The following is a 26,498-nucleotide window of genomic DNA, read 5'->3' as shown; positions in this document are numbered from 1 at the left end:
GTTTCGTCTTTGGGGCATCCCTTTGAAATCAGCGTTCTTCGCCGCCACCGCGGCGCTTGCCTTCGCCACCCCGCTCGCCGCCGAGCCGTCCGACGGGCCCCAGCCGCTTCCGATGCCCGCGCCGATCGTCGCGCCGCGTGACGTGGCCTATCCCGCCGGAACGCTGAAGCTGGAAGTGGACGCCACCGACACCGAGCGCCGCATCTTCCGCGTCCGCCAGTCGATCCCGATCACCGCAGGCGCCGGTCAGGTCACCCTGCTCTATCCGCAGTGGGTGCCGGGCGGCCACTCGCCGCGCAACGCGCTGTTCAACATGGCCGGCCTGGTCATCAAGGCGAACGGCAAGGTCGTGCCCTGGACCCGTGATCCCGTGCAGGTGTTCGCCTTCCACCTGACGCCGCCCGCCGACGCCAAGACGCTGGACGTCGAATTCCAGTACCTGTCGCCCACCGCCGGCGATCAGGGCCGGGTGGTGATGACACCCGAGATGCTGAACGCCCAGTGGCTGAACCTGGCCTTCTACCCGGCCGGCTACTTCACCCGGCGGATCAACATCGACGCCTCGATCAAGCTGCCCGAGGGCTGGGGCTACGGCACGGCGCTGGAAACCGAGAAGACCGACGGCGGCTGGACGCGGTTCAAGACCGTCGACTTCGACACCCTGATGGACTCGCCGATGTTCGCGGGGCGCTACTTCAAGCGCTACGAGCTGGACACCAGCGGCAAGTCGCCCGTGCGCCTCAATATCGTGGCCGACCGACCCGAGCTGCTGGCCGCCACCCCTGAGCAGATCGAGGCCCACCGTGAGCTCGTCCGCCAGGCCGACAAGCTGTACGGCGCGCGCCACTACAACCACTACGACTTCCTGCTGGCGCTGACCGAGCGGATGGGCGGCATCGGGCTCGAGCACCACCGGTCCTCCGAGAACGGGACCGATCCCGAGTACTTCACCGAGTGGTCGAAGAACGCGCCCGCCCGAAACCTCCTGCCGCATGAGTACAATCACTCGTGGGACGGCAAGTACCGCCGCCCGGCGGACCTCTGGACGCCCAACTACAACGTCCCGATGCGCGACAGCCTGCTCTGGGTCTACGAGGGCCAGGACCAGTACTGGGGCTATGTCCTGGGCGCCCGCGCCGGCCTGGTCACCAAGCAGCAGACGCTGGACGCCCTTGCGATGACCGCCGCCACCTATACCGAGGGCCGCCCAGGTCGAGAGTGGCGCGCGGTCGAGGACACCACCAATGACCCGATCATCGCCGGCCGCCGTCCGATCCCGTGGACGAGCTGGCAGCGCAGCGAGGACTATTATTCCGAGGGCCAGCTGATCTGGCTCGACGCCGATACACTCATCCGGGAAAAGACCGGCGGCAAGAAGTCGCTCGACGACTTCGGCCGCGCCTTTTTCGGGGTCAACGACGGCGACTGGAAGCAGCCCCTGACCTACACCTTCGAGGACGTGGTCAGGACGCTGAACACGGTGCTGCCCTGTGACTGGGCGACATTCCTCGACACCCGGGCCCGCAAGGTGGCGCCCGCCTACCCGCTCGATGGCCTGGCGCGCGGCGGCTACAAGCTCGTCTACGTTGAGAAGCCCACCGACTACTGGAACGACAACGAGGCCAGCCGCAAGATCGTCGACCTGACCTATTCCCTGGGCCTGACGCTGAATCGGGAAGCCACGATCACCGGCGTCCTGTGGGAAGGCCCGGCGTTCAAGGCCGGCCTGACCAGCGGCGACAAGATCCTGGCCGTCAACGGCATCGCCTACGACACCGGTCGCCTCAAGGAGGCGATCACCGCGGCCAAGGGCGGCAAGGATCCCATCACCCTGATCGTCAAGGACGGCGACCACTTCAAAGTGGTCGAGCTCAAGTACAACGGCGGCCTTCGGTATCCGCGCCTGGAACGGATCGAGGGCAAGCCCGACCTGCTGTCGAAGATCTACGAGCCGCTGAAGTAGCGGCTCACAGCTTCTGGGCGATCCACCAGTAGGCGGCGAAGGCCAGGGCGGCGGGGGCCAGATAGGCTCCCGCGAACTGCCAGACCGACGGGTCGGGCATGGCGGCCGTGATGGTGGAGCCGATGAACACCACGGCCAGCACGGCGCCTGCCGTGCCGACGATGTTCAGGATCTCCGGCGGAATGCGCAGGCCCCCGCGCACCTTGTCTGATTGCTGCATGTCGTTCCTCCCGTCCGCCGCCTTCCCGGCGGTCTTGACGAGCGACAGCCTCGCGCGCCGGAACGCCCGTGGCAAGCGCGGATGAGTTGAGCGTCAGTCGTAGTAGTACGGCGAACGCTTGGCCCAGGTGCTCGTCGGATAGGCCTTGTGCAGCAGTTCGAAGGCCCGCTTGCCGGAGTGGTTGTGGCTGCCGCCCCAGCGGCCGGCTCGGACGAGCCAGTAGAGCGCTTCCGGGACCAGGGGGTGTCTCGGATTGGCCTGGGCGAAGGCCAGCATCTCGTCCCAGGCGGCCACGGCGCCTGGCGGAGGCGGTTCTGGCTCCTCGCCATATTGCGGCTTGATCCGGACGAAGTAGCCGCGCTCGCCCTCGGCTTGCCTCGCGCCGGCGGCGGCAAACTCGGGCAGCCGCAGCGGCGAGGCGCCGGCCCCGCATTCGCCGAGGCAGGCCAGATCGGTCGCCGGGTCCGGGGTCTCGCCCGACGCGCCGGTCCCGAGCTGCTGGTACAGCGCCAGCGGCGGCGGCTCGGGCGTCACCGGCTTGCCCTTGGGCATGAACAGCCAGTCGGTCCACGGCGTCTGGAACTGCGCCACCGCGCCTTCCGGCCTCACGTAGTCCACTAGGTCGGCGCGCATGCCCGGGACCTTGGCCAGCACGAAGAGTTCGCGGAACCGCTTGTCCGGCCCGATGGGCGCGGCCCGAATGCCGCGCCACTCCGCGGCGAGCTGTGGCAGCAGGGTCTCGAGGTCGGCCGCGAGGCTGTCGATCGTCGCGTGGTCGCCCAAGGCCACGGCGCGGCCGTAGTTGGTGAGGGCGATGTCCATCCGCAGTTTGGCCGGAATTTGCCGATCGCGGCCCAGCGCCACGCGCGTGGCCAACGGAAGGCGGTCGATCACCGCGCGCGCATCCTCGCCGAAGCCCTGGGTCCCCTCATCGCCTTCGGCGTCGTACAGGCCCGCCGGCTGGACCGTGTCGGCGCGCCAGAAGCCGCCGACGCAGCCGCTCGCCTCGCCCGCGCACAGCCGCTGGCGCAGGGCCAGTCGGGCGAAGTCCGCCGCGTCGGACGCCACCTGCGCCCGTTGCGCGGTGAAGAGGTTGCGGTCGCTGACCGCCAGGTTCGGCCGCCGCAGGACGGCGTCCAGCCGCGCTCGTGTCACCGCCGGCTCGGCCGTCGCCAGCGTGAGGCGGCCCAGGTGGTACTGGGCGCTGAGCCAGGCCGGGCTGGTCGGCGCGACCTTCGCCGCCGCCGTGGCGAGATCGGCGGCTTCGCGGGCGCCGGGTTGCACGAGCGCCAGGGCGGCGACCAGCCAGGCCTCGTCGCGGGTCGCGGCCCAGCGCTCGCGGGCGTGGGCCAGGGCCTCGCGCAACGTCCGGGCTTCCAGGGCGGCGTAGGCGCCGGCCTCGCCGCCCGGCGCGATGGCCGTCTCGACGGCGGCCCGGCTGGGTTGGCCACGGATCGTGGCGATCCAGTCCATCGCCTCGGGTCGGCCGACATCCTTGTCGTAGAGGCTGGCGTAGTCGCGGAAGCCGACGGCGATATCCGGCGCGGCGTCGCGGGCGCCGAGTTCCTTCTCCAGCTCGGCCAGCAGCTGCTTGGGGCGGTCGCGATAGTCGAGGAAGCGGCGCATCTTGCGGACCTCGCCCTGGCCGAATGCGCCGGGCGGCGCCTTGGCCAGGTCGTTGATCGCCGAGCGGGCGCCGATGAAGGCCTCCCCGATCTTCTCCGCCTGAGCCGCTCGCACCATCGACCGCGCACGGAGGTAGGGCGCCAGGGGGCGCCAGGGCGAGGCCTTGTCCTTCCCGATGGCTTGGAAGGCGAGCGCCGCATCAAAGTTCCGGCCCTGGTAGAGCGCGAACGCCGCCTCCTGGTAGGCGCGGTCGGCGCGCAGCCAGGCGGGCGCGTCCGGCATCGGCGCGGGCAGCACGGCGCCCTCGGCGTGACAGGCGTCGAAGACCGCGTCCTGGGTCGCCAGCCACGCCTTCACCGCGGGCGAGTCCGCTCCATATTTCGCCGCGCGGTCCTTCAGCGTCGCGGAGGCCGTGTCGAAAGCCTCGTCGAAGCAGTTGGCGATGCTGACGTACTCCGGGCCGTCCCGTTCCGTGGTGATGTAGGTGATCTCGGCCGCGCCAGGGATCGCCTTGCGCGCCTTCAGCCAGCCGTCGACCCCGACGTTCTCTCGAGACACGTCGTAGCGCCAGCGCCACGGCGGATCGCAGCAGGGCGTCGAGAGCGCTTCCCCCGCGGCCTGCCCCACCTTCTGTCCGTGCAGCAGCCGCCAGGCGATGTAGAGCTGCGGCCGCGGCGAGCGGGCCATGACCACGCCGAGCTGGCCATCATAGAGCCGCCTGAGGTCGGCCGCCTCGCCGCCGAACGGGTCGACGTACCAGGGCCCCACCGCTCCAGGCCCCGAAGCGCGCGCCGCATCGGCGCCCAGCAACGCCAGCGCCGCCGCGGCCGCCACGATCGCCCTCACCCGCCCGGCCATGCCTTCACCTCGCGCTTGACGCGTTCGAAGTCGGCGGCCGTCCAACTCCTGGGACTGAACAGATAGACCCGCCGGCCGGCGGGGGCGCGGGCGATGGGCGTGTCCGCCGAGATCGCCAGGGCTGTTCGACAGGCAGCATTGGCGAAGTCGTCGCCCGCCGCCAGTCCCGCCTTCAGCCGCTCTCCTGACGGCCCCATTCGAAACAGCATGGGCACGATCTCGTCCACGGGAGCGTCGGCCAGCCAGTCCTCGGTCTGGCACCACGAGGCCAGCGCCGTCATGGAGAGCTCGACGCCGGCCGGGAGCCCGGCCCGCACCTCGCGCAGCACCGAGAGCAGGACCGGCCGCTCGGAAGCGCGCACCTCGAAGTCCAGCTGCAGCCGCCGCACGCCGGTGCGCCGCCCAAGCCGCAGGACGGCGTGGGCGACTTGCGCAGCGCGCTCGGGCTTCCATGCCAGGGGCCGGCGCGGGTCGATCTGCACGTGAACGACGGTGGTTGTGACCTGCTTCGGCGCGGCCTGCAGCGGATGGCGCCGCCCGCGGACGATGAGCCGGTCGCCCGACAGCTCGATGAAGCCGGTCTGCACCGCCACCTCCGCGTCCCGGCCCAGGAACCGCAGATCCTCGGGCCGCTCCCACGCCCACACGGTCAGGGGCTGGGCCGCGGCCGGGGCGGCGAGAAGGGCGAGCGCGAAGCCGGCCTGGGCGCCTATCCGGCCCACTTCTCCTCCATCCACGCGCCGGCCAGCCGGATCGCACGCCGGGCCGCCTGAAGCCCGCCGCCCCAAGCGTGGAAGACGTGGATCATCTCGGGCCAAACCTCCAGGCGCACCTCGACGCGCGCGTGGGCGAGCACGTCGGCCATGGTGATGCTGTCGCTCAGCAGCGTCTCTTCCGAACCGGTCTGGATCAGCACGGGCGCCACGCCCGCGAAGTCGCCGAACACCGGAGAGGCCAGCGGGTCGCGGGGATCCAGCCCGCCGACATACATCACGGCGTTCTGGTCGAGGCCCGCCTTGCTGATCATCGGGTCGGTGTCGGCCTTGGTGGCGTAGCTGGCGCCTGACTGGGTCAGGTCGGCCCAGGGGCTGATCACGAAGACGCCGGCCGGCTGCGGCAGGCCCTCGGCCTTCAGGGCCAGGGCGAGCGCCAGCGCCAGCCCGCCACCGGCGGAGTCGCCCGCCACGATCAGCTGGCTGGGTTCGGTCCCCTCCGCCAGGAGGGCGCGGTAGACGGCCGTGGCGTCCTCCACCGCCGCGGGGAAGCGGTGTTCGGGCCCCAGCCGATAGTCGGCGGCGACGGCGATGCTGCGGGCCGCCTCGGCGATGCGGGCCACCATCGGGCGATGGCTGCGCGGGCTGCCGGCCGTGTAGGCGCCGCCGTGCAGGTAGAGGATCACGCGCCCGGCAACGGCGCCCTGCGGCACGACCCGCTCGCACTTCACCCCGCCCAGGGTCGCCGGCTCGTGGTAACAGCCGGTGGGCAGCGCCCCCATCTCGCCGACCGCGTCCATGGCGGCGCGGCGTTCGGCGACGGTGGGCGGCGGGGCGCCCGGCCCCGGCTGACGCGCCGCCAGCAGGGCGCGAACCCCCGCGATCTCCGGATCGTTCCAGCTCGTCATGCCACCCACCCGCGCTCGCCCATCGGCGTTCGGTCCATGCAAGCCCACCTCGCCGGCTTCGGCAATGCCGTCCCGCCGCATTGCCCTTAGGGACGGGGCGAGCCATACGGGGCGTAGAATCGGATCACGCTACGTTCTCCATGTCCCAGCCTGCCCCCAAGCCTCTTCCCGACCTCTTCGACGACGCGCTGAACCCCGCGCCCGCCGCGCCCTTGGCCGAAAGCCATGAGCCGCGCGCCGACGCGCCCGTGAGCAAGGGCTCGGGCTATTCCGCCGCCGACATCGAGGTGCTCGAGGGCCTGGAGCCGGTCCGCAAGCGGCCGGGCATGTACATCGGCGGCACCGACGAGCGGGCCCTGCACCACCTGTTCGCCGAAGTGCTCGACAACGCCATGGACGAGGCCGTGGCCGGCCACGCCAAGCTGATCACCGTCACCCTCGACGCCGACGGCGCCCTGACCGTGTTCGACGATGGTCGCGGCATCCCGGTCGACCCGCACCCGAAGCACCCCGGCAAGTCGGCGCTAGAAGTGATCATGACCGTCCTGCACTCGGGCGGGAAATTCTCGGGCAAGGCCTACGAGACCTCGGGCGGCCTGCACGGCGTCGGCGTCTCTGTGGTGAACGCGCTGTCCGAGCGCGTCGAGGTCACCGTCTTCAAGGACGGCTTCGAATGGCGCCAGGCGTTCAGCCGCGGCAAGCCGCTGGGGCCCATCGAGAAGCTCGGCCCGACGCGCAAGAAGGGCACGGCGATCAGCTTCACGCCCGACCCGGTGATCTTCGGCGAGGGCGCGGCATTCAAGCCGGCGCGGCTCTACCGGATGGCCCGGTCCAAGGCCTATCTGTTCGGCGGCGTCGAGATCCGCTGGAAATGCGATCCGGCCCGTATCCACGACCAGACCCCGCCCGAGGCGGTGTTCCGCTTCCCGAATGGCCTGGCCGACTTCCTGGCCGAGCGGATCAAGGGCCTGGAGACCGTCACGCCCGAGCCCTTCGCCGGCCGTTACGAGCGCCCGGGCGAGGCCGGCAAGGTGGAATGGGCCGTGGCCTGGACCCCCGCCGGCTTCGGCGAGGCCGACAGCTTCATGCAGTCGTACTGCAACACCGTGCCGACCCCCGAGGGCGGGACGCACGAGGCCGGCTTGCGCGCCGTCCTGACCAAGGGCCTGAAGGCCTACGCCGAACTGACGGGCGAAAAGCGCGGCGGCCTGATCACCGCCGACGACGTGATCAGCCAGGCCGGCGCCCTGGTCAGCGTCTTCATCCGCGACCCCGAGTTCCAGGGCCAGACCAAGGAGAAGCTCTCCTCGTCCGAGGCCCAGCGCCTGGTGGAAAAGGCCCTGGCCGACCCCTTCGACCACTGGTTGACCGCCCAGCCCAAGGCCGCCAGCACCCTGCTCCAGTTCGTCGTCGAGCGCGCCGAGGAGCGCCTGAAGCGCCGCAAGGACAAGGAAGTCGCCCGCGCGTCGGCCACCCGCAAGCTGCGGCTGCCCGGCAAGCTGGCCGACTGCGCCGGCTCGTCGACCGACGGCACCGAGCTGTTCCTGGTCGAGGGCGACTCGGCCGGCGGCTCGGCCAAGCAGGCGCGCGACCGCAAGACCCAGGCCATCCTGCCCCTGCGCGGCAAGATCCTGAACGTCGCCTCAGCCTCGACCGACAAGTTCGGCGGCAACAAGGAACTCTCCGACCTGCTGCTCGCCCTGGGCGCCCAGGCGGGGTCGAAGTTCAAGGAGGAAGACCTCCGCTACGATCGTATAGTGATCATGACCGACGCCGACGTCGACGGCGCCCACATCGCGAGCCTGCTGATCACCTTCTTCTGGCGCACCATGCCCGACCTGATCCGCACGGGCCGCCTCTACCTGGCGCTGCCGCCGCTTTATCGCCTGAGCCACGGCGGCAAGGCGGTCTATGCGCGCGACAACGAGCACCGCGACGAACTGCTGGCCACCGAGTTCAAGGGCAAGAAACCCGAGATCAGCCGGTTCAAGGGCCTGGGCGAGATGATGCCCGCCCAGCTCAAGGAAACCACCATGGATCCCAAGACCCGCACCTTGGCGCGGGTCACCCTGCCGCGGGCCGAGGAGACGGTGGAGAACCTGGTCGAACAGCTCATGGGCCGCAAACCTGAGCTGCGCTTCCAGTTCATCCAGGAGAACGCCGAGTTCGCCGTGGCGGACCTGGATATCTGAGGAAATCGGCATTTCCGGCCGCCGCCGCGCGGCCGGATTGAACCTTGCCGTAGCGGCGTGCGTTGACAGCGGAACCGTCCGCCGTATGTTCCGCGCGCGCGGCGATGTCCGTCCGCGCCGCCGCGTCGCGCCATACCCGTCTTGCGGGAGCGCCCCGCACACTCGTTAGCGAATGACCGAATTTTCCGAACTGGGCCTCTCGGCCGCGACCCTCAAGGCCGTCGCCGAAACCGGCTACACCACCGCCACGCCGATTCAATCGGAGGCCATCCCCGTCGCCCTGCAGGGGCTGGACGTGCTGGGCATCGCCCAGACCGGCACGGGTAAGACCGCCGCCTTCACCCTGCCGATGATCGATCGGCTGGCCGCCGGTCGCTCGAAGGCGCGGATGCCCCGCGCCCTGGTGATCGCCCCGACGCGCGAGCTCGCCGACCAGGTGGCCGCTTCGTTCGAGAAGTACGCCAAGGGGCAGAAACTCAGCTGGGCCCTGCTGATCGGCGGCGTGTCGTTCAGCGACCAGGAACAAAAGCTGGATCGCGGCGTCGACGTGCTGATCGCCACGCCCGGCCGCCTGCTCGACCATTTCGAGCGCGGCAAGCTCCTGATGACCGGCGTGCAGATCATGGTGGTCGACGAAGCCGACCGCATGCTGGACATGGGGTTCATTCCCGACCTCGAACGCATCTTCAAGCTCACGCCGGCCAAGAAGCAGACCCTGTTCTTCTCGGCCACCATGCCGCCCGAGATCACGCGCCTGACCAAGCAGTTCCTGCGCGACCCGGTCCGCATCGAGGCGTCGCGGCCTGCGACCACCGCCGACACCATCACCCAGAACCTCGTCCGCATCCCTACGGCCGACCCCAAGGCCAAGCGCACCGCGCTGCGGATGCTGATCGACCGGGCCGACGTGAAGAACGGCATCGTCTTCTGCAACCGGAAGTCGGAGGTCGATATCGTCGCCAAGTCGCTGCAGAAGCACGGCCTGGACGCGGCGCCGATCCACGGCGACCTGGACCAGTCCACCCGCATGCGGACGCTGGAACGCTTCCGGAGCGGCGAGCTGCGTCTGCTCTGCGCCTCGGACGTGGCCGCCCGCGGCCTCGACATCCCGGCCGTCAGCCACGTGTTCAACTATGACGTGCCGCACCACGCCGACGACTATGTGCACCGGATCGGCCGGACGGGCCGCGCCGGACGCCTGGGCCAGGCGTTCATGATCGTCACGCCCGCCGACAGCAAGAACCTGGACAAGGTGCTGAAACTGATCGGCAAGGTCCCGGAAGAGATCGTCCTGGAAGGCGTCGACTGGGGTTCGATCAAGGACGAGCCGCGTGCGGGCCGTGGCGGCCGCGGCGAGCGTGACCGCGGTGGCCGAGGCGGCCGCGAGCGCGGCGGCCGAGACCGCGACCGCGCGCCGCGCGAGGAGCGTCCGCGCCGCGCCGAGGTCCCCGAGGCCGAGGCCGTGGAGCCGGCGGCCCAGACCGAGGAGGTCCCTGCCCGTCCCCGCCGCGAGCGCGCGCCCCGCGAGGATCGTCCGCGCCGCGCCGAGCGCAGCGAGCGTCCCGAAGCCGCCGAACGCCCGGAGCGCGCCGAACGTCCGGAGCGCGCCGAGCGTCCCGAGCGCCCCGAGCGGTCCGACCGCACCACCCGCGCCGAGCGCAGCGAGCGTCCCGAACGCCAGGAGCGTCCCGAACGCGCGGAACGCGGCGATCGTCGTCCCGAACGTGGCGACCGCCGCCGCGACCGCGACGACGGCGAGCGGGTCGTGGGCTTCGGCGGCGACACGCCGGCCTTCCTCATGCGCGCGCCGCCGCGATCAACGGAAGATTAGTCGCGGGCTTTAACGCGTCGTTTGGGGTCCTTCCCATAGGTTGCGGCCCATGGCGTCGGACATCGATTCAATCCTCCGCAGTCCCAAGGCCTATCTCTGGGCCCGCAAGGCTATCGAGGCCATGGAGGCCCATAGGGTCTGGCCGACCGCGCTCAACTTCGAGCTGTGGCTGCACTATGTCGCCGCCAAGGACAGCGAAGTCGCCGCGGAGATCAACACGGTCCTGCAGTCGGGCACGCCGTTCACCGACCAGGTAGGCGAGAAGATCGCCGCCCAGCATCTGCCCGCGGTGAAGCTGTCGGGCGAGATCCTCGACGCCGGCAAGAGCCTGTCCCAGGAACTGGACAGCGTGCACCGCGCCATCGAGAGCGCGCGCGAGACCAGCGAGGCCTATGGCCAGCAGCTGGCCACCGCCAGCGAGTCGCTGGAGCAGCAGGACACCGACGCGGTTCGCTCGATGGTCGAGAACCTGAGCGTCGCGACCCGCAAGGTGCGCGAGGAGAATCAGGCGCTCGAAAGCCAACTCGCCGACACCAACCACGAACTGGGACGGCTGCGCGAACACCTGGAGCAGGTGCGCCGCGACGCCATGACCGACGCCCTGACCAACCTGGCCAACCGCAAGGCGTTCGACGAGACGCTGCAGGAAACCTGCACCCAGGCCGAGAGCAGCGGCGGCGCCGCGACCCTGGCGGTTGTCGACATCGACCACTTCAAGGTCTTCAACGACACCTGGGGCCACCAGACCGGCGACCAGGTGATCCGCTACGTCGCCAGCGTGATCGGCCGCCTCGCCGAGGGCGCCCGTTTCGCCGCCCGCTACGGCGGCGAGGAATTCGCGGTGATCTTCCCCGGCGAGAAGAGCCACAACGCCTATGCCGTGCTGGAGACTGCCCGCGAGGAGATCTCGTCGCGGATCCTCAAGCGGCGCTCGACCAACGAGGACCTGGGCGCGATCACCATCTCGACGGGGATCGCCGAGCACCAGCCGGGCGATACGCCCGCCGCCCTGCTCGAACGCGCCGACGGGGCCCTCTACGCCTCCAAGCGCGGCGGCCGCAATCGCACCACCCTGGCCGACAAGGGCTCCTCGGCGTCCCGCGCCGCCTGACCTCCTCCAAGCTTTCCCTTGGCTGACGCCGGGGTATCTTGCCTTGAGTTGAACCCAAGAGTTCATCCAGGGAGGACGCCATGGACGGCGCGCAGGGCAGCCCCAAGGTCAAGACATCGGTCGACAACGGCGTCGGCGTCATCACGCTTTCCGATCCCGGCACCCTCAACGCCGCCGGCCTCGACCTGATGGCCGAGCTCACCGCGGCGTTCGAGGACCTGGCCTATGGCGACAAGGCCCGCGCCATCGTCATCACCGGCGAAGGCCGCGGCTTCTGCTCGGGGGCCAACCTTTCGGGCGGCGGCGGCGCGGCCCGCCCACAGACGGGCAATGCGCCCAACCACGCCCTGCTGCAGACTTTCAACCCCTTCGTCTCGGCCGTCCGCAAGTCGCCGAAGCCGCTGGTCTCGGCGGTCAACGGCGTGGCCGCCGGCGTCGGCGTCTCGCTGGCCCTGGCCGCCGACCTCTGCGTCGCCGCCGAGAGCGCCTACTTCCTGCTGGCCTTCCGCCGCATCGGCCTGGTGCCGGACGGCGGCGCCACCTGGATCCTGCCCCGCCTGATCGGCAAGGCCCGCGCCATGGAGCTGATGCTGCTCGGCGAGAAGCTGCCCGCCAAGACCGCGGTGGAGTGGGGCCTCATCAACAAGGTCGTCCCCGACGCCGAGCTGATGGCCGCCGCAATGCAGTACGCCCAGGCCCTGGCCGACGGTCCCGCCTCGCTCGGCCTCACCCGCAACCTGATCTGGGACGCCCTCGACTCGGCGTGGCACGAGCAGCTCGAGGCCGAGGCTTACGCCCAGGGCGCGGCCCAGCGCACGACCGACGCCCGCGAAGGCGTCATGGCCTTCGTGGAAAAGCGCCAGGCGAAGTTCACCGGCCGCTAGCCCTGTCCGGCGCTTAAGCTGTAAGGACCCTCGCAAGTCTGCTTGCGGGGGTCCTTTCGTGCTCACGGTCCACCACCTGAACAACTCGCGCTCGCAACGGGTGCTGTGGCTGCTGGAAGAGCTCGACGTACCCTACGAAATCGTCCGCTACGAGCGCGACGCCAAGACCATGCTGGCCCCGCCCGAGCTGAAGGCCATCCACCCGCTGGGCAAGTCGCCGGTGATCACGGAGGACGGCGAGGCGATCGCCGAGACCGGCGCGATCATCGAATACATCCTCGAGCGCTACGGCCAGGGCCGCCTGGCGCCGCCGCCGGGCACGCCCGCGTCGCGGCGGCTGAAGTACTGGTTGCACTATGCCGAGGGTTCGGCCATGCCGCCCCTCCTGCTCAAGCTGGTGTTCAGCCGTCTGTCGGTGAACGCCCCGGCCCTGGTTCGCCCGATCGTGCGCGGGATCGCCAACCGGGCGCAGGACAGCTTCATCGACCCGCAGCTCGTCGCCCATTTCGACTATTGGGAAGACGAGCTGGAAAAGAGCGAGTGGTTCGCGGGCGACGCCTTCACCGCCGCCGACATCATGATGAGCTTCCCGCTGGAGGCGGCGGCCGATCGCGCCGGCGCGCGCGTGGCGCGGCCGAAGGTGGCGGCGTTCCTGAAGAAGATCCACGTACGCCCGGCCTATCGGAAGGCCCTGGCGCGCGGCGGACCCTACGCCTACGCCGAGGACTAGCTTCGGGTCTTGCGCAGCTTCTCGAGCTCTTCCTCGATGAGCCGGTCGCGGATGCCTTCGCCGTTCATGTAGACGGAAGCGCCGTGCGCGCCGAGGCCGATGCCCCAGCCCAGCATGGGCCAGATGGGCCAGAAATAGTCGCCGAAGGACGTCATCACATAGATCGCCACCAGGCCGGCGTTGACCACCACGTAGGCCATCAGGTGGCTACGGAACGCCAACTTCATGTCGGCGCGGCGGATGGCCAGGCGGCGCAGTTCGACGTCGTCGGTCATATCGGTCCCTGAGTTGCTGGTCACAGAATAAGCCCGGTCCCCCGCCTCAGTCGAGTTTCACCGGTGTAATGCTGCGTGCTGGCCGTCGCGGTCGCAGGCGGGCGGCCACGCTTCGGAGCCGGCCTGCGCCAGCATCAGCTCCCCAGAGCGCTCGCCGAGGTCGCGCGCGAACAGCAGGCTCTTGCCGCTGGGCGAGATGGCGGCGCCGATCTCGCTACCGTTCCGGTTGATCGCCGGTCCCAGCTTGACCCGCGGCCCCCACGCGCCGCCGGTTCGGTGCGAAGCGAAATAGTCGCTGCCGGCCTGCACGATCAGGTCCTCGCCATCCGGCGTCGGCAGGGGCTCGTACTCGTCGCCCTCTGTGTTCACGCCGGGCCCCAGGTTCTCGACCGTCCAGCGCCCCTTGGCTTCCCTCGCACGCCAGATGTCGGTCTTGCCCTGCCCGCCCGGCCGCGACGAGCCGAAGTAGAGCCAGCCATCGGGGCCGATCCTTGGAAACCACTCGGCCGCGGCCGAATTCACCGGCTCGGGCAGGCGCTCCGGCTTGCCCCAACCGCCCTTGCGGCTGCGCGACACCTTCCAGATATCGAGATCGGCGCTCTTCGCGCTGCCCGTGGCGCGGGTGGAGATGAAATAGAGCGTGGCGCCGCCCGGCGCGAACCACGGATCGGCCTCGACGCCCGGTCCGGCGAACGGCGCCTCGACCGGCGCCGTCCAGTCGCCCTTCACGCATGGGCTGGAAAGGATCCGCCAGCCGCTGAACGTCCGGTCGCTGCGCACGAACAGCAGGTCGCCGGTCCACGGATCAAACGCCGGGTGGGATTCGAACATCGGGCTGGAGATCGCCGGCGGCGTCCACGGCGTGGCTTGGCCGTCCGGCGCGGCCAGCAGGCCCAGGACCGCGGCGGCCAGGGCCGGCAGCATCAGTCGAACTTCGCCGGCTCGATCGTCACGCTCTCGCCGCAACCACATGCGTCGGTCTCGTTCGGGTTGCGGAACACGAACTTGGCCGAGAGCTTCGTGACCTCGTAGTCGATCTCGGTGCCGATCAGGAACAGGACCGCCTTGGGCTCGACCAGGATGGTCACGCCCTTGTCCTCGACCACCTCGTCCAGCGGACCGGCCTCGGCGGCGTATTCGAGAACGTACTCCTGCCCGGCGCAGCCGCCGTTCTTCACGCCGACGCGCAGACCCGCATAGGGCTTCTCGGCCTTGGCCATGATCTCGCGCACGCGCTCGGCGGCGGCGTCGCTCAGCGTGACCACCTTCGGTCGGGGCCGGCGGGCGCGGGGTTGGGGCGTGATGTCGAGGTTCGTCATCAGAACATGTTCAAGGCCAGCTTGGCCTCGTCGCTCATGCGCGAGGGGTCCCACGGCGGGTCGAACACCAGGTCGACCTTCACCGAGCGCACCTCGGGGATTTCCTTCACCGCGTCCTCGACCCAGCCCGGCATCTCGCCGGCCACCGGACAACCCGGCGCGGTCAGGGTCATGTCGATGGCCACGTCCTTGTCGTCGGAGACGTCGACCTTGTAGACGAGGCCCAGCTCGTAGATGTCGACCGGGATCTCCGGGTCGAAGACGGTCTTCAGCTTCTCGATGAGCTGATCGGTCAGCACGTCCAGTTCCGCCTGGCTGAGCGGCGGCGACTTGCTCTCGATGGGTGCGGCGTCGTCCATGGGGCTCATCTTAGGCAAAGAACGCTTGGGTCTTGGTCAGGGCGTCGACGAACGCGTCCGCCTCGTCCCGGGTGTTATATAGGGCGAAGGAGGCCCGCGCGCTCGACGTGACGCCGAAACGCCGCATCAGGGGCTCGGCGCAGTGCGTCCCGGCGCGGACGGCCACGCCGTAGCGGTCGAGGATCTGGGCCACGTCGTGGGCGTGGGCCCCGTCGACGGTGAAGCTGAGGATGGCGCCCTTCCCCGGCGCTTCGCCGATCACCTTCAGCCAGTTGAAGCCGGCCAGGCGCTCGCGAACATGGGCGTAGAGGCCGTGTTCGTGCTCGGCGATCGCCCGGCGGTCCTGGCCGGCCAGCCAGTCGATGGCGGCGCCCAGGCCGATGGCCTCGAGGATCGGCGGGGTGCCCGCCTCGAAACGGTGCGGCGGGTCGGCGTAGGTGATGGTCTCCAGGCTCACGGTCCCGATCATCTCGCCGCCGCCCTGGTAGGGCGGAAGCTGCGCCAGCTTCTCGGCCTTGCCGTAGAGGATGCCGATGCCGGTGGGGCCGTACAGTTTGTGAGCCGAGAAGACGTAGAAGTCGGCGTCGATGTCCTTCACGTCGACCGGCTTGTGGACGATGGCCTGGCAGCCATCGAACAGCACCAGGGCCCCGGCGTCATGCGCCATCCGGGCCAGTGACTTGGCGTCGTTGATGGTGCCCAGCACGTTCGACATGTGGCTGAGCGCCACGACCTTGGTCCTTGGCCCCAGCAGGTTCTGGAAGGCCTCAAGGTCGAGCTGGCCGTCATCCGTCACCGGCACGAACTTCAGCACGACGCCCTTGCGCTCGCGCAGGAAGTGCCAGGGCACGATGTTGGCGTGGTGCTCCATCTCGGATAGCACGATCTCGTCGCCGGACTGCAGGAAGCTGCCGACGCCCGCGGCGACGAGATTCACCGCCTCGGTGCCGCCCTTGGTGAAGACGATCTCGTTGACGTCGGCGTTGATGAACGCGGCGGCCTTCTTCCGCGCCGCCTCGTAGGCGTCGGTGGTCTCGTTCGCCAGGGTGTGCAGGCCGCGATGAACGTTCGCGTAGGAATATTCCATAGCGTGCGTCATCGCCTCGATCACCGCGCGCGGCTTCTGGGCCGAGGCGGCGCTGTCCAGGTAGACCAGCGGCTTGCCGTGCACCTGGCGGCTGAGGATCGGGAAGTCGGCGCGGACCTGTTCGGCGTCAAAGGCCATGCTCAGCCCCTCAGCCTTTCCGCCACCCAGCCGCGCGCGATCTCGCGGGCGGCCTCGTGGTCAATGCGGTCGACGACCTCGCCGATGAAGGCCTCGGTCAGCAGGGCGCGGGCCTCGTCCTCGGGCATGCCGCGCTGGCGGGCGTAGAACAGCGCGTCCTCGTCCAGCGCGCCCACGGTGTTGCCGTGCGCGCAGGAGACGTCGTCGGCGTAGATCTCCAGCTCCGGCTTGGCGTCCACCTCGGCGCGGTCCGATAGGATCAGGGCGTGGTGGCCCATGCGCGCGTCGGTGCGGTCGGCGCCCTCGGCCACCACGATGCGGCCCTGGAAGACGGCGCGGGCCTGGTCGCGGACCACGCCCTTGGTGAGCTGCTGGGTCGTGCCGTCGACGGCTTCGTGGGTCACGGCCGTGGTCAGGTCGGCGTGACGCTTGCCGGACAGCAGATAGACGCCGTCCAGGCGCAGCTCGGCGTGACCGCCGGGATGGCGCACCACGGTCTCCAACCGCTGGCGGCGCGCGCCGCCTGTGAGCACCGACTGCGCGAACGACGCGCCGTGCGCCAGCGCGACCTCGGACTGGCTGACCGTAACGCCCTCGGCGTCGTCGGCGGCCAGCACGATGCGCTCCACGGCCGCGCCCTTGCCCAGGCTCAGCATCAGGCCGGTGTGGCCGAGATAGGCGCCCTCGCCTTCGTAGCTTTCGAGGAGGGTCAGGCGGCCATCCCTCTCCACGTCGACCGAGATGCGCGCGGCATGGGCGCCGTCGCCGCGGGAGACGATGCGCAGGGCCACGACCTTGCTCTCGCCCGGTTCGACGCCGATGTGCGCCGCGCCCTGGCCGTTGGCCACCACGATAACCTCGTCGGCCAGCGCGTCGAACGGTCCGGGCGGCAGCGAGGCTGCGTCCAGCGCCCAGGACGCCTCCGGGACCTGGCGGATCAGGCCGCGCAGGTCGGTCCAGCGCCAGTCCTCGTCGCGCTTGCCGGGAAGCTCGGCCGCGTCGCGGGTGCGTATGGCGGAGGCGACGCTCAAGCGGCCCTCGCGTACTTCTCGTAGCCTTCGCGCTCGAGCTGCAGCGCCAGCTCGGGCCCGCCGGAGGCGACGATCCTGCCGCCCGCCAGCACATGCACGCGGTCCGGTTTGATATAGTCCAGCAGGCGCTGGTAGTGCGTGATCACCAGCATGCCGCGCTCGGGGCTGCGCAGCGCGTTCACGCCGTCGGCGACGATGCGCAGGGCGTCGACGTCGAGGCCGCTGTCCGTCTCGTCCAGGATCAGGAAGCGGGGCGACAGCATCGCCATCTGGAAAATCTCCATCCGCTTCTTCTCGCCGCCCGAGAAGCCGACGTTCAGCGCGCGCTTCAGCATGTCGAAGTCGATCTTCAGCTCGGCCGCCTTGGCGCGGGCCAGCTTCAGGAACTCGGGCGCCGTCACCTCAGGCTCGCCACGCGCCTTCTTCTGGGCGTTCAGGGCCGTGCGGATGAACGTCAGCGCCGGCACGCCGGGGATCTCCAGGGGGTACTGGAACGACAGGAAGACACCCTTGGCCGCCCGCTCGTTGGGTTCCAGCGCCAGCAGGTCCTCGCCGTTCAGCGTCGCCGAACCCTCCGTCACCTCATAGCCCTGGCGGCCGGTCAGGACATAGCTCAGCGTCGACTTGCCCGCGCCGTTCGGCCCCATGATGGCATGCACTTCACCGGCCGGGACCTCCAGCGAGAGCCCTTTCAGGATCTCCTTGTCCTCGACGGCGGCGTGCAGGTTGGAAACGGACAGCATCTTAACGGGTCTCATCGGCGAGGAACTTGGCCATCGTCTGGAGCGCGTCCTCGACGCTCTCGACGGTCTCTTGCTTGCGTGGGGCGCCCGAACCGGCCGGTCCCCGCTTGTCGGACAGCGTGACGCTGGCCTTGCCGCCCTCGAAATAGGCGGCGATCCGGAAGCGCTCATGGTCCAGCGAGACCGTGTAGCGGCGCACGTCGGCGCTCAGCTTGCGGCTCGCCAGGAAATCGCCGTCGGCGCTCGCCGCGGCGTACAGCGCCTGGGCGTTGCCGAGGTCGGCCTCGTGCTGCTTCCGCTCGGCCTCCTCGCGGGCGCGGCGTTCCATCTCGCGGCGCGCGAACTCGGTCTCGAACGCGTCTTTCAGCGTGAGGACCCTCGGCTTGCGCGCCTTGGCGGTCACAGCTCCACCTGCTTCTTGTCCTCGATCTTCTCGACCACGCGGACGTCGGCGCCGACCCCGTGCGCGAAGGCATAGGTTTCGCCGCTCTCGTCGAGGTAGCACTCCAGGTCGAACAGGCCCGCCGCCGGATCCAGCAACGTGATCGCCGTGGCCCGGGTGCCTGCGGGGATCTCGCTCGGCGCGGGGTCGCAGTTGCCCGCCGCCGTCGACGCCAGCGCCTTGAGCAGGACGACGCCGTCCCACTCGCGCAGCATGTTCCCATCCGCGTCGAGCGATGTCTGCTCGCCCTCGTAAGTCGGCCGCCCCGTCGTCATCCAACACTCCCCTCGAGCGATATGGCGACCAGCTTCTGGGCCTCTACCGCGAATTCCATCGGCAACTCTTGCAGCACATCCTTGACGAAGCCGTTCACGAGCAGCTGCACCGCCTCTTCTTGGCTGAGTCCGCGTTGCATGGCGTAGAAGAGTTGATCTTCGGACAGGCGGGTGGTCGTCGCCTCGTGTTCGAACTTGGACTGGCCGTTACGCGCCTCGATGTAAGGCACCGTATGCGCCGCGCAGTGCTTGCCGATGAGCAGACTGTCGCACTGGGTGAAGTTGCGCGCGCCCTTGGCCTTGGGGTGCGCCGAGACCAGGCCGCGGTAGGTGTTGGACGACTTCCCCGCGCTGATGCCCTTCGAGATGATCCGCGAGCGGGTGTTGGCGCCCAGGTGGATCATCTTGGTGCCGGTGTCGGCCTGCTGGCGGCCGTTGGTGATCGCGATGGAGTAGAACTCGCCCGAGCTCTCGTTCCCGCGCAGCACGCACGACGGATACTTCCAGGTGATGGACGAGCCGGTCTCCACCTGCGTCCACGAGACCTTCGAGCGGTCGCCGCGGCAGTCGGCGCGCTTGGTGACGAAGTTGTAGATGCCGCCCTTCCCGGTCTCGGGATCGCCCGGGTACCAGTTCTGGACGGTGGAATATTTGATCTCGGCGTCGTCCAACGCCACCAGCTCGACCACGGCGGCGTGCAGCTGGTTCTCGTCGCGCATCGGGGCGGTGCAGCCCTCCAGGTACGAGACGTACGAGCCGGCGTCGGCGATGATCAGGGTGCGCTCGAACTGGCCGGAATTCTCCGCATTGATCCGGAAATAGGTGCTGAGCTCCATCGGGCAGCGCACGCCCGGCGGCACATAGACGAAGCTGCCGTCCGAGAAGACCGCGGCGTTCAGGCAGGCGAAGTAGTTGTCGCTGACCGGCACCACCGAGCCCAGGTACTTCCGGACCAGCTCCGGGTGTTCCCGGATCGCCTCGCTCATCGAGCAGAAGATCACGCCAGCCTGGGCCAGCTCCTTCTTGAAGGTGGTGACCACGCTGACGCTGTCGAAGACGGCGTCCACGGCGTAGCGCGGCGCGCCCTCGACGCCCGCCAGCACCTCCTGCTCGCGAAGCGGGATGCCCAGCTTCTTGTAGGTCTCCAGCAGGTCGGGATCGACCTCGTCCAGGCTCTTGGGTCCCTCCTTCTTGCGAGGGGCGGCGTAGTAGTAGCTGTCCTGGTAGTCGATGCGCGGGAAGCTGACCTTGGCCCAGTCCGGCTCTTCCATCGCCAGCCACCGCTCGAAGGCGTCGAGGCGCCACGCCAGCATCCACTCCGGCTCGTCCTTCTTGGCCGAGATGAAGCGGACGATGTCGGCGTTCAGGCCCTTGGGCGCGAAATCCTGTTCGATGTCGGTGACGAAGCCGTGCTTGTACTTTTCCAGCGAGGCGACGTGTTCGACGGTCTGTTTGACGGCGGCCATCAGGCGACTTCCTTACGGCGCGCGGCGTGACGCGCATGGGCTTCGACCCATGCGTCGGCGAACCGGTTCCAATCTTCTTCCGTGGTGTCCCAGCCGCCGCTGACGCGGATGGCCGAGGGCGCGATGTCGGCCTGGCCCATGGCGGTCAGGACGTGGCTGGCCTTGACCTTGCCCGACGAGCAGGCCGAGCCGGCGCTGACCATCACGCCTGCGAGATCGAGGGCCATCAGCTGGCGATCGGCGTCCCAGCCGGCGGTGGCGACGCAAAGCGTGTTCGGCAGGCGCGGCTCGCACTCGCCCAGCACCACGGCGCCCGCGGCCTTCAGGCGGTCCGCCGCGGCGTCGCGCCAGCCGGGATCCCCGACGGAGGAAGCTGCCTTAGCCGCCGCACCAAAGCCACTGATTCCAGGAATATTCTCGGTTCCGGCGCGCCGCCCGCGCTCCTGGCCGCCGCCGTGCTGGATTCGCACCATCGTCGCGCGCGGTCCGAACGTCAGGGCGCCCACGCCCATCGGCCCACCCAGCTTGTGCGCGGACAGCGAGAGCGTATCGGTGCCGATCGCGCGGCTGTCGACCGGGATCTTGCCCGCGGCCTGGATGGCGTCCACGTGCAGCCAGCCGTTCGCGGCGCGCACCAGTTCGGCAGCCTCGGCGACCGGCTGGATCACGCCGGTCTCGTTGTTCGCCAGCATCAGGGCCACGAAGGGGCGGCCATCGCCCTCATCCCAGGCCGCCAATCGGTCGCGCAGCCACGCGAGGTCGGCGACGCCGGCGGCGTTTACGGGGAGGTATTCCACCGCGGCGTCCGAGGCCTTGGCGGTCTCGATGACGCTGTCATGCTCGATCGCCGAGACGATCAGGCGACGCGAACCTGTGGCCACAGCGCTCTGAATCGCCAGGGCATTCGCTTCGGTTCCGCCACTGGTGAAGATCACGGTCTGCGGCGGGGCGGCGATCAGGGCGGCCACGTCCGCGCGCGCCTGCTCCATCAGCGCGCGCGCCGCCCGGCCGGCGGCATGGATCGACGAGGGATTGCCCACCGTTTCCAGCGCGCGCGTCGTCGCGGCCACCGCCTCGGGGCGGACACGCGTGGTGGCGTTATGGTCCAGGTAGATGCTCATGCGGCGCGGCGCAGCCTCCCGCCAATGACGTCGGCCAGGCTCACCGACGCCAGGTAGTCCTCGATTTTGTCGCCCAGGTCGGCCCAGAGATCATGGGTCAGGCAGCGTTCGCCGCGGATCATGCAGCCCTGCCCCGCCTTCTCGCAGCGGGTGGCGCGCAGCGGCTCGTCCACCGCGTGGACGATCTCGGCGATGGTGGTGGCCTCGGCCGTGCGGGCCAGGCGATATCCGCCGCCGGGGCCCCGGGCGCTCTTCACCAGGCCCTTGCGGCGCAGCCGGGCGAACAGCTGCTCCAGGTAGCTCAGCGAGATCTCCTGGCGCGCGGCGATGTCGGCCAGGGCCACCGCGCGGCAGGCGTCGCTCTCGCGGCGCGCGAGATCGGCCATGGCCATCACGGCGTAGCGGCCTTTCGTGGAGAGTCGCATGGTCAGGAGCCCAATGCAGTTTTCGCGCGCATCCGGAGCGGCCTATGTTATTAGCCCCCGCCTCGCTCGAAGCGGGACGTCGCGCCGGATGGCTGCGACTTAGGAAGACCGAGTACAGCAGTCAAGTATTCTGGGCTGAGAAGAGGGTTCGTATGCCAGAGGTGGTTCTGACCGGCGCGGCCGGGCGGATCGAGGGGCGCTATTCCCAGGGCAAGAGCGAGACGGCGCCGGTCGCGCTGATCCTGCACCCGCACCCCAAGGCCGGCGGCCAGATGAACAACCCGGTGGCGGTCCAGCTCTTTCACCTGTTCATGAAGCGCGGCTTCTCGGTCCTGCGGTTCAACTTCCGCGGCGTGGGCCGGAGCCAGGGCGAGTTCGACGGCGGCATCGGCGAGCTGGCCGATGCGGCGACCGCGCTGGACTGGCTCCAATCCACCAACCCCGCGGCTTCCCAGTGCTGGGTGGCCGGCTATTCGTTCGGCGCCTGGGTAGGCATGCAGCTCCTGATGCGCCGCCCCGAGACCGACGGCTTCATCTCGGTGTCGCCACCGACCAACGCCTACGACTTCTCCTTCCTGGCCCCCTGCCCCGCCTCGGGGCTGATCCTGCACGGCCAGAACGACACCGTGGTGCCGCCGATCGACGTGGAACGCGTGGTGTCCAAGCTGCGCACCCAGAAGGGTATCGTGATCGACTACGACGTGGTCGAGGGCGCCAGCCACTTCTGGATGGAGAATCTGCCGGACGTGGAAAAGCGCGTCGGCGACTATCTGGACAAGCGCCTGGCGGCCAACCCGGCCTGATCCACGGCCCTCCGGGGGCCGAAGCGTGAGTGTTGTGCATGGCCTCGGCGGTTTTGCAAAAGCTGTTCGGCTGGGCGAAAGCGGCGGGCGGCGACCTGCGCGCCGCGCCGCTGCAGCATTTCTTCCAGGCCCCGCTGCGCCCGATCACCTTCCCGCGACAGGGCCGCAAGCCCATGTGGGCCGCCACGGGCTATGATCCGGAGAACCTCATCGGCATCTCCGAGCGGTTCCTCGGAAACGCCGACATCTACACGGCCGTCTACACCCATTCGGACAACATCCTCGACCTGCTGCGGCGCGCGATCGCGCTGAACAAGATCCCGGTGGACGAGATCCGCACCGTGCTCGACTTCGGCTCCGGGCCCGGCACGAACACGGTCTATCCGCTGCACATCATCGATCCGTCGCTCCGCATCGTGGCCACCGACATCTCCCTGAACCTGCTGGCCACGCTGTCGCACCTGCTGGACCAGCATCCCCAGCGCGACCTGGTCGACATCGTGGCCTGGGACTGCATGAGCGGCGGCATCCGGCCTGGAACGTTCGACCTGGTGACCGGTGCGTCGCTGCTGCACCACCTGATGGACCCGCGCGACGCGCTGCGCACGGCGGCCGAGGCGCTGCGGCCGGGCGGCCATGCGATCTTCGTCGACCCCTTCGACGGCGCGGGCGTGATCCGCGGCATGTTCCAGTCGATCCTGAACGCCGACATGGGCCGCAACGACCGGCTCAGCGACGCCTCGCGCACCACGATGGAGGCGCTGTCGCTCGACTACGAAGCCCGCCTCGCCGGCAGCGAGCCCGAGCACTTCACCTACCTCGAGGACAAGTGGATCTTCGCGCCGGAGCAGATCGTGGCCTGGGGCCAGGACGCCGGATTCAGCTCGGTGGTCGTGCGCGGCAACCAGGACCACGCCGGCATGTACCGCGACTACGCCCTGATGCAGCTGCGCATGGCCCTGCCCGAGGCAGCCACCCTGCCCGACTGGGCCCTGCAGATCCTGGAGTCGGTCGACGCCTCGCTGACCCCGGCCGTGCGCCGCCGCATGCTGCTCGAAGGCACGATCGTGATGCGCAAGTGACCACGCCGGACGACGCGATCCAGGCGCGGCGCAAGCTGACCAACAAGCTGATCGCGAGCCACGACGCCACGCGGCTGCGGCCGTTCTTCCTGCCCGACGTGAAGCTGATCGTCGGCGACGGCGCGCTGATCCTGGGCGTGGACGCGGTGATCGAGGCGTTCGCGGGCCAATTCGCGGATCCCGCGTTCGTCACCTATGTCCGCGGAACCGAGCGCGTCGCGCTTGACGCCGACGGCCTGCGCGCCGCCGAGCACGGCCAGTGGGTCGGCCGCTGGCGCGACCACGAGATGAGCGGGACCTACCTGGCGGTCTGGCGCAAGGTCACCGGCCAGTGGGCGATCGAAAGCGAGCTCTACGTGACGCTGGCCTAGAACCGACGCCGCTGCGTGCGCTGCAGTGCGCTGGCGACACAGGCGACGAAGGCGGCCGACCGCCGCTCGGCGCTGAGATCCGGAACCAGGACCGAATTCTGCGCGCCGCCGGGCATGGCCAGCCGCCAGGAAGAAGCCGCTGCGACGGTCTCGGGGGAGCGTGAGAAGCCGCCGGACGTGGGGGATGTGGGCTCGTCCATTGCGCGAGGATCGTCGATCGCCTTGCAGGCGCAGCGTCGCCCGCCGTGGAGATTCCGTGCAAGGCTCAATCGGCGCGCGGGAGCAGCACCCGGAAGGTCGCCCCCGGACGGGCGTCGGCGAGCTCGATCCGGCCATGGCTGGCCGCCAGCAGCGAGCGGGCGATCGAGAGGCCCAGGCCCGTTCCCCCCTCCGCCCGGCGGCTGGTGAAGAAGGGCTCGAACAGGCGATCGCGGTCGGTCGGCGGCACGCCGGGCCCGTCGTCGGCCACCGTCAGGACCACCTCGCCCCCCGCGAGCGCCGCGGCGATCCCCGCCCGCGTGGCCCCGGCCTGGCGGGCGTTCTGCAGCAGGATGGTCAGCACGCTCTCCAGGGTAGTGGCGGGTGCGGCCACGGCCGGGATCTCGCGCGGCACGTCGACCGTCACCGGGAAGCCCGCCGCGTCGGCCGCGCGGCGAACCGGCTCGCGCAGTTGCGTGGCCGCGCCGGCCTCGAACGTGGCCATGTCGGCCCGCGCCAGGTCCAGCAGGCGCGTCACCAGCTGAGACAGCCGTTCGGAGTCGCCGGCGATATTGTCGAGGAACCGCCGCCGCTCGTCCGGCGACATGGTCTCGAAGTGATCCTGCAGCAGTTCCACCGCGCCCGTGATCCCGGCCAGCGGCGTCTTGAACTCGTGACTGACGGCGGCGGCGAAGTCGCGCAAGTAACCGCTGCGCCGCTCGATCGCCTCGGCCATGACACGGAAGTCCTCATAGAGGTCGCGGATCTCCACCGCGGCCGTGCGTGGCGTGCGCGGGATCTCCCCGCCCCCGCCGGCCACCTGGCGCGAGGCGGCGCTGAGCTTCTCGATGGGCAGGGTGACCCCGCGGGCGATCAGCCCCGACATCAGCACCAGCAGGCCCAGGATCACCGCGGCCGCCAGCCCGAATTTCCCGCGGTCCTCGTAGAGCCCACGGAACAGCGCGCGCGGCGAGCGCGACAGCAGCACGACGCCCTCCACCTTCGGGCCCACCACGATGGGACGGGCGTGATGCAGGCGGATGCCCGAGGCCTTGCTCAGCCACTCGAACCGATAGATCGGGCGGTAGTCGCCGTTCTCGCGCAGCACCGTGCGCGGCCGGCCGGAGAGCGCGTCGCGCACCTCGGGGAGCGCTGAGTAGTCCTCGCCGTCGGGCGAGACGCCGCGCCGGTCCAGGATCACCGCCGAGGCCAGGGTCGTGCGCGTGGTGCGCTCCACCACAGGCTCCAGCGCCCGGGCCACGGCGGCGGCCTGTGCGTCCATGGCCGCCGTCGCGCGCGGCGGGACCGGCCGTTCGGGCAGCACCCGGTCGCGGCTGAGGTCGATGGTGGTGAACTCGGGGCGGAAATAGCCGTCCGGCGGCTTGTCGGGCCGTGCGACGGGAGCCGGCGCGCCCGGCCAGCCGATGCCGGCCATGGCCGCGATGGCCGCGCCCTGGGCGACCAGCTCAGCCTCCGTCTGGCGCACGAGGGTGTTCTCGTACACCCGCAGCGAGATCGCCCCGATCGCCGGCATGGCCGCGGCGAACACCAGCACCCCGAACAGGATCGTGCGGAGATGCAGCGCCGGCCACCACCGCGCGATCAGGTCCTTGAGGCGCTCGATCAAGCCGGTTGGCCGAGGCACGGGCCCAGGCGGTAGCCGACGCCGGCGCGCGTCTCGACCACGTCGTGGCCACCCAGCGCCGCGAACTTGCCCCGCAGGTTGCGCACGTGGCTGTCGATGGTGCGGTCGGTGATGGCGAAGCCCGGTCCGTGCAGCCGGTCGATGATCGCGTCGCGGCTGAACACCCGCGCCGGCGCCCCCATCAGGATGCGCAGGATGCCGAACTCGGTGACGGTCAGCGCCGCCTCGGTCTCGCCCCAGCGGGCGACCCAGCTCTCCGGATCGAGGGTGAGCCGCCCCTGGCTCATCACCGCCTGGGCGGAGGTCGGGGGCGCCGCGCGGGCCCGCCGCAGGATGGCTTGAACGCGGGCGGTCACTTCACGCGGGCTGAAGGGCTTCACGACATAGTCGTCCGCGCCCAGCTCGATGCCCAGGATGCGGTCGATCTCGTCATCGCGCGACGACAGGAACAGGATTGGGATGTCGCCCTGGGCGCGCAGCCGGCGGCAGACCTCCAGCCCGTCCAGCTTGGGCATGTTGATGTCTAGCACCACGAGATCGGGGCGCTGCTGGTCGACCGAGGCGAGCGCGGCCTCGCCGTCCTCGGCCTCGCGGGCCGACAGGCCGGCCTTCTCCAGGGCGAAGACCAGGAGCTGGCGGATGTGCGGATCGTCGTCGACGACGAGGACCTGGGGCATGGGCG

The 26,498-nt window shown here is 70.0% G+C and carries 28 protein-coding genes; 9 read left to right on the top strand and 19 right to left on the bottom strand.

Annotated elements, in window-relative coordinates; genetic code table 11:
* Window positions 1–22 precede the first annotated feature (22 nt).
* The gene (locus tag ACODSY_RS12625; protein ID WP_488952097.1) at window positions 23–1,963 is read left to right on the top strand and encodes a M61 family metallopeptidase; all 1,941 of its coding nucleotides are present in this window, start codon (window positions 23–25) and stop codon (window positions 1,961–1,963) included.
* Window positions 1,964–1,967: 4 nt separating this feature from the next.
* Here the strand turns inward: ACODSY_RS12625 and ACODSY_RS12620 are convergent, their stop codons facing one another.
* The 4 genes from ACODSY_RS12620 to ACODSY_RS12605 all read right to left on the bottom strand — a co-directional run bounded on the left by ACODSY_RS12620 (window position 1,968) and on the right by ACODSY_RS12605 (window position 6,288).
* Window positions 1,968–2,183: a hypothetical protein gene (locus ACODSY_RS12620; RefSeq protein WP_488952096.1), complete on the bottom strand. Its 216-nt coding sequence runs from the start codon at window positions 2,181–2,183 to the stop codon at window positions 1,968–1,970.
* 93 nt (window positions 2,184–2,276) lie between these two features.
* The gene (locus ACODSY_RS12615) at window positions 2,277–4,667 is read right to left on the bottom strand and encodes a hypothetical protein (protein ID WP_488952095.1); all 2,391 of its coding nucleotides are present in this window, start codon (window positions 4,665–4,667) and stop codon (window positions 2,277–2,279) included.
* The gene (locus ACODSY_RS12610) at window positions 4,652–5,389 is read right to left on the bottom strand and encodes a hypothetical protein (protein ID WP_488952094.1); all 738 of its coding nucleotides are present in this window, start codon (window positions 5,387–5,389) and stop codon (window positions 4,652–4,654) included. The genes ACODSY_RS12615 and ACODSY_RS12610 overlap by 16 nt, the downstream gene beginning before the upstream one ends.
* Window positions 5,377–6,288 carry an alpha/beta hydrolase gene (locus ACODSY_RS12605; protein WP_488952093.1) on the bottom strand — a complete coding sequence of 304 codons (912 nt, stop codon included), beginning with the start codon at window positions 6,286–6,288 and terminating at the stop codon, window positions 5,377–5,379. The genes ACODSY_RS12610 and ACODSY_RS12605 overlap by 13 nt, the downstream gene beginning before the upstream one ends.
* Window positions 6,289–6,428: 140 nt before the next feature.
* On the opposite strand from ACODSY_RS12605, the gene parE reads away from it, so the two are divergent.
* The 5 genes from parE (at window position 6,429) to ACODSY_RS12580 (ending at window position 13,036) form a co-directional block, all read left to right on the top strand.
* Window positions 6,429–8,480 (top strand): DNA topoisomerase IV subunit B, encoded by a 2,052-nt coding sequence (gene parE, locus ACODSY_RS12600; RefSeq protein ID WP_488952092.1) that lies wholly within the window; start codon window positions 6,429–6,431, stop codon window positions 8,478–8,480.
* A gap of 172 nt (window positions 8,481–8,652) precedes the next feature.
* Window positions 8,653–10,311 carry a DEAD/DEAH box helicase gene (locus tag ACODSY_RS12595; RefSeq protein ID WP_488952091.1) on the top strand — a complete coding sequence of 553 codons (1,659 nt, stop codon included), beginning with the start codon at window positions 8,653–8,655 and terminating at the stop codon, window positions 10,309–10,311.
* 49 nt (window positions 10,312–10,360) lie between these two features.
* A complete protein-coding gene (locus tag ACODSY_RS12590; protein ID WP_488952090.1) occupies window positions 10,361–11,422 on the top strand; it encodes a GGDEF domain-containing protein in 1,062 nt (353 codons plus the stop codon).
* An 80-nt stretch (window positions 11,423–11,502) separates the two neighbouring features.
* Entirely contained in the window at window positions 11,503–12,306 is an 804-nt protein-coding gene (locus tag ACODSY_RS12585) for an enoyl-CoA hydratase/isomerase (RefSeq protein ID WP_488952089.1), read from the top strand.
* A 58-nt stretch (window positions 12,307–12,364) separates the two neighbouring features.
* A complete protein-coding gene (locus ACODSY_RS12580; protein ID WP_488952088.1) occupies window positions 12,365–13,036 on the top strand; it encodes a glutathione S-transferase in 672 nt (223 codons plus the stop codon).
* Here the strand turns inward: ACODSY_RS12580 and ACODSY_RS12575 are convergent.
* From ACODSY_RS12575 to ACODSY_RS12520, 12 genes are read right to left on the bottom strand one after another with little or no spacing between them, the layout of a single operon-like run.
* Window positions 13,033–13,311 (bottom strand): 2TM domain-containing protein, encoded by a 279-nt coding sequence (locus tag ACODSY_RS12575; RefSeq protein ID WP_488952087.1) that lies wholly within the window; start codon window positions 13,309–13,311, stop codon window positions 13,033–13,035. The two genes, ACODSY_RS12580 and ACODSY_RS12575, sit on opposite strands and share 4 nt — an antisense overlap.
* A gap of 57 nt (window positions 13,312–13,368) precedes the next feature.
* Window positions 13,369–14,235, bottom strand: a complete 867-nt coding sequence (locus ACODSY_RS12570; RefSeq protein WP_488952086.1) for a TolB family protein — start codon at window positions 14,233–14,235, stop codon at window positions 13,369–13,371.
* A complete protein-coding gene (locus tag ACODSY_RS12565) occupies window positions 14,235–14,630 on the bottom strand; it encodes a HesB/IscA family protein (RefSeq protein WP_488952085.1) in 396 nt (131 codons plus the stop codon). The genes ACODSY_RS12570 and ACODSY_RS12565 overlap by 1 nt, the downstream gene beginning before the upstream one ends.
* Window positions 14,630–14,989 (bottom strand): SUF system Fe-S cluster assembly protein, encoded by a 360-nt coding sequence (locus ACODSY_RS12560; protein WP_488952084.1) that lies wholly within the window; start codon window positions 14,987–14,989, stop codon window positions 14,630–14,632. The genes ACODSY_RS12565 and ACODSY_RS12560 overlap by 1 nt, the downstream gene beginning before the upstream one ends.
* A 10-nt stretch (window positions 14,990–14,999) precedes the next feature.
* Window positions 15,000–16,214: an aminotransferase class V-fold PLP-dependent enzyme gene (locus ACODSY_RS12555; protein ID WP_488952083.1), complete on the bottom strand. Its 1,215-nt coding sequence runs from the start codon at window positions 16,212–16,214 to the stop codon at window positions 15,000–15,002.
* 2 nt (window positions 16,215–16,216) lie between these two features.
* Window positions 16,217–17,245: a Fe-S cluster assembly protein SufD gene (gene sufD, locus ACODSY_RS12550; RefSeq protein WP_488952082.1), complete on the bottom strand. Its 1,029-nt coding sequence runs from the start codon at window positions 17,243–17,245 to the stop codon at window positions 16,217–16,219.
* Window positions 17,242–17,988, bottom strand: a complete 747-nt coding sequence (gene sufC, locus ACODSY_RS12545; RefSeq protein WP_488952081.1) for a Fe-S cluster assembly ATPase SufC — start codon at window positions 17,986–17,988, stop codon at window positions 17,242–17,244. Before sufC ends, sufD begins: the two co-directional genes overlap by 4 nt.
* 1 nt (window position 17,989) lies before the next feature.
* Entirely contained in the window at window positions 17,990–18,391 is a 402-nt protein-coding gene (locus ACODSY_RS12540) for a hypothetical protein (RefSeq protein ID WP_488952080.1), read from the bottom strand.
* A complete protein-coding gene (locus tag ACODSY_RS12535) occupies window positions 18,388–18,705 on the bottom strand; it encodes a hypothetical protein (RefSeq protein ID WP_488952079.1) in 318 nt (105 codons plus the stop codon). Before ACODSY_RS12535 ends, ACODSY_RS12540 begins: the two co-directional genes overlap by 4 nt.
* Window positions 18,702–20,171, bottom strand: coding sequence for a Fe-S cluster assembly protein SufB (sufB, locus tag ACODSY_RS12530; RefSeq protein WP_488952078.1), 1,470 nt, complete (start codon window positions 20,169–20,171; stop codon window positions 18,702–18,704). The genes ACODSY_RS12535 and sufB overlap by 4 nt, the downstream gene beginning before the upstream one ends.
* Window positions 20,171–21,292: a cysteine desulfurase family protein gene (locus ACODSY_RS12525; protein ID WP_488952077.1), complete on the bottom strand. Its 1,122-nt coding sequence runs from the start codon at window positions 21,290–21,292 to the stop codon at window positions 20,171–20,173. Before ACODSY_RS12525 ends, sufB begins: the two co-directional genes overlap by 1 nt.
* Entirely contained in the window at window positions 21,289–21,717 is a 429-nt protein-coding gene (locus ACODSY_RS12520; RefSeq protein WP_488952076.1) for an Rrf2 family transcriptional regulator, read from the bottom strand. The genes ACODSY_RS12525 and ACODSY_RS12520 overlap by 4 nt, the downstream gene beginning before the upstream one ends.
* A 152-nt stretch (window positions 21,718–21,869) precedes the next feature.
* Here ACODSY_RS12520 and ACODSY_RS12515 point away from each other — a divergent pair, with 152 nt between their 5' ends.
* From ACODSY_RS12515 to ACODSY_RS12505, 3 genes are read left to right on the top strand one after another with little or no spacing between them, the layout of a single operon-like run.
* Window positions 21,870–22,520, top strand: a complete 651-nt coding sequence (locus ACODSY_RS12515; RefSeq protein WP_488952075.1) for an alpha/beta hydrolase — start codon at window positions 21,870–21,872, stop codon at window positions 22,518–22,520.
* Between the two features lie 38 nt (window positions 22,521–22,558).
* Window positions 22,559–23,602 carry a class I SAM-dependent methyltransferase gene (locus ACODSY_RS12510; protein ID WP_488952074.1) on the top strand — a complete coding sequence of 348 codons (1,044 nt, stop codon included), beginning with the start codon at window positions 22,559–22,561 and terminating at the stop codon, window positions 23,600–23,602.
* Window positions 23,599–23,973: a YybH family protein gene (locus ACODSY_RS12505; protein WP_488952073.1), complete on the top strand. Its 375-nt coding sequence runs from the start codon at window positions 23,599–23,601 to the stop codon at window positions 23,971–23,973. The genes ACODSY_RS12510 and ACODSY_RS12505 overlap by 4 nt, the downstream gene beginning before the upstream one ends.
* On the opposite strand, the gene ACODSY_RS12500 is transcribed toward ACODSY_RS12505, so the two are convergent.
* From ACODSY_RS12500 to ACODSY_RS12490, 3 genes are all read right to left on the bottom strand, one after another.
* A complete protein-coding gene (locus tag ACODSY_RS12500) occupies window positions 23,970–24,173 on the bottom strand; it encodes a hypothetical protein (protein WP_488952072.1) in 204 nt (67 codons plus the stop codon). The two genes, ACODSY_RS12505 and ACODSY_RS12500, sit on opposite strands and share 4 nt — an antisense overlap.
* Window positions 24,174–24,238: 65 nt before the next feature.
* Complete coding sequence (locus tag ACODSY_RS12495; RefSeq protein WP_488952071.1) at window positions 24,239–25,798, bottom strand: sensor histidine kinase; 1,560 nt, start codon at window positions 25,796–25,798, stop codon at window positions 24,239–24,241.
* Complete coding sequence (locus tag ACODSY_RS12490) at window positions 25,795–26,493, bottom strand: response regulator (RefSeq protein WP_488952070.1); 699 nt, start codon at window positions 26,491–26,493, stop codon at window positions 25,795–25,797. Before ACODSY_RS12490 ends, ACODSY_RS12495 begins: the two co-directional genes overlap by 4 nt.
* Between the last annotated feature and the right edge of the window lie 5 nt (window positions 26,494–26,498).

The sequence above is a fragment of the Phenylobacterium sp. FG114 genome (assembly GCF_057809855.1).
Note: the sequence above shows the minus strand (reverse complement) of the source record. Positions and strands in the feature narration are given on the sequence as shown.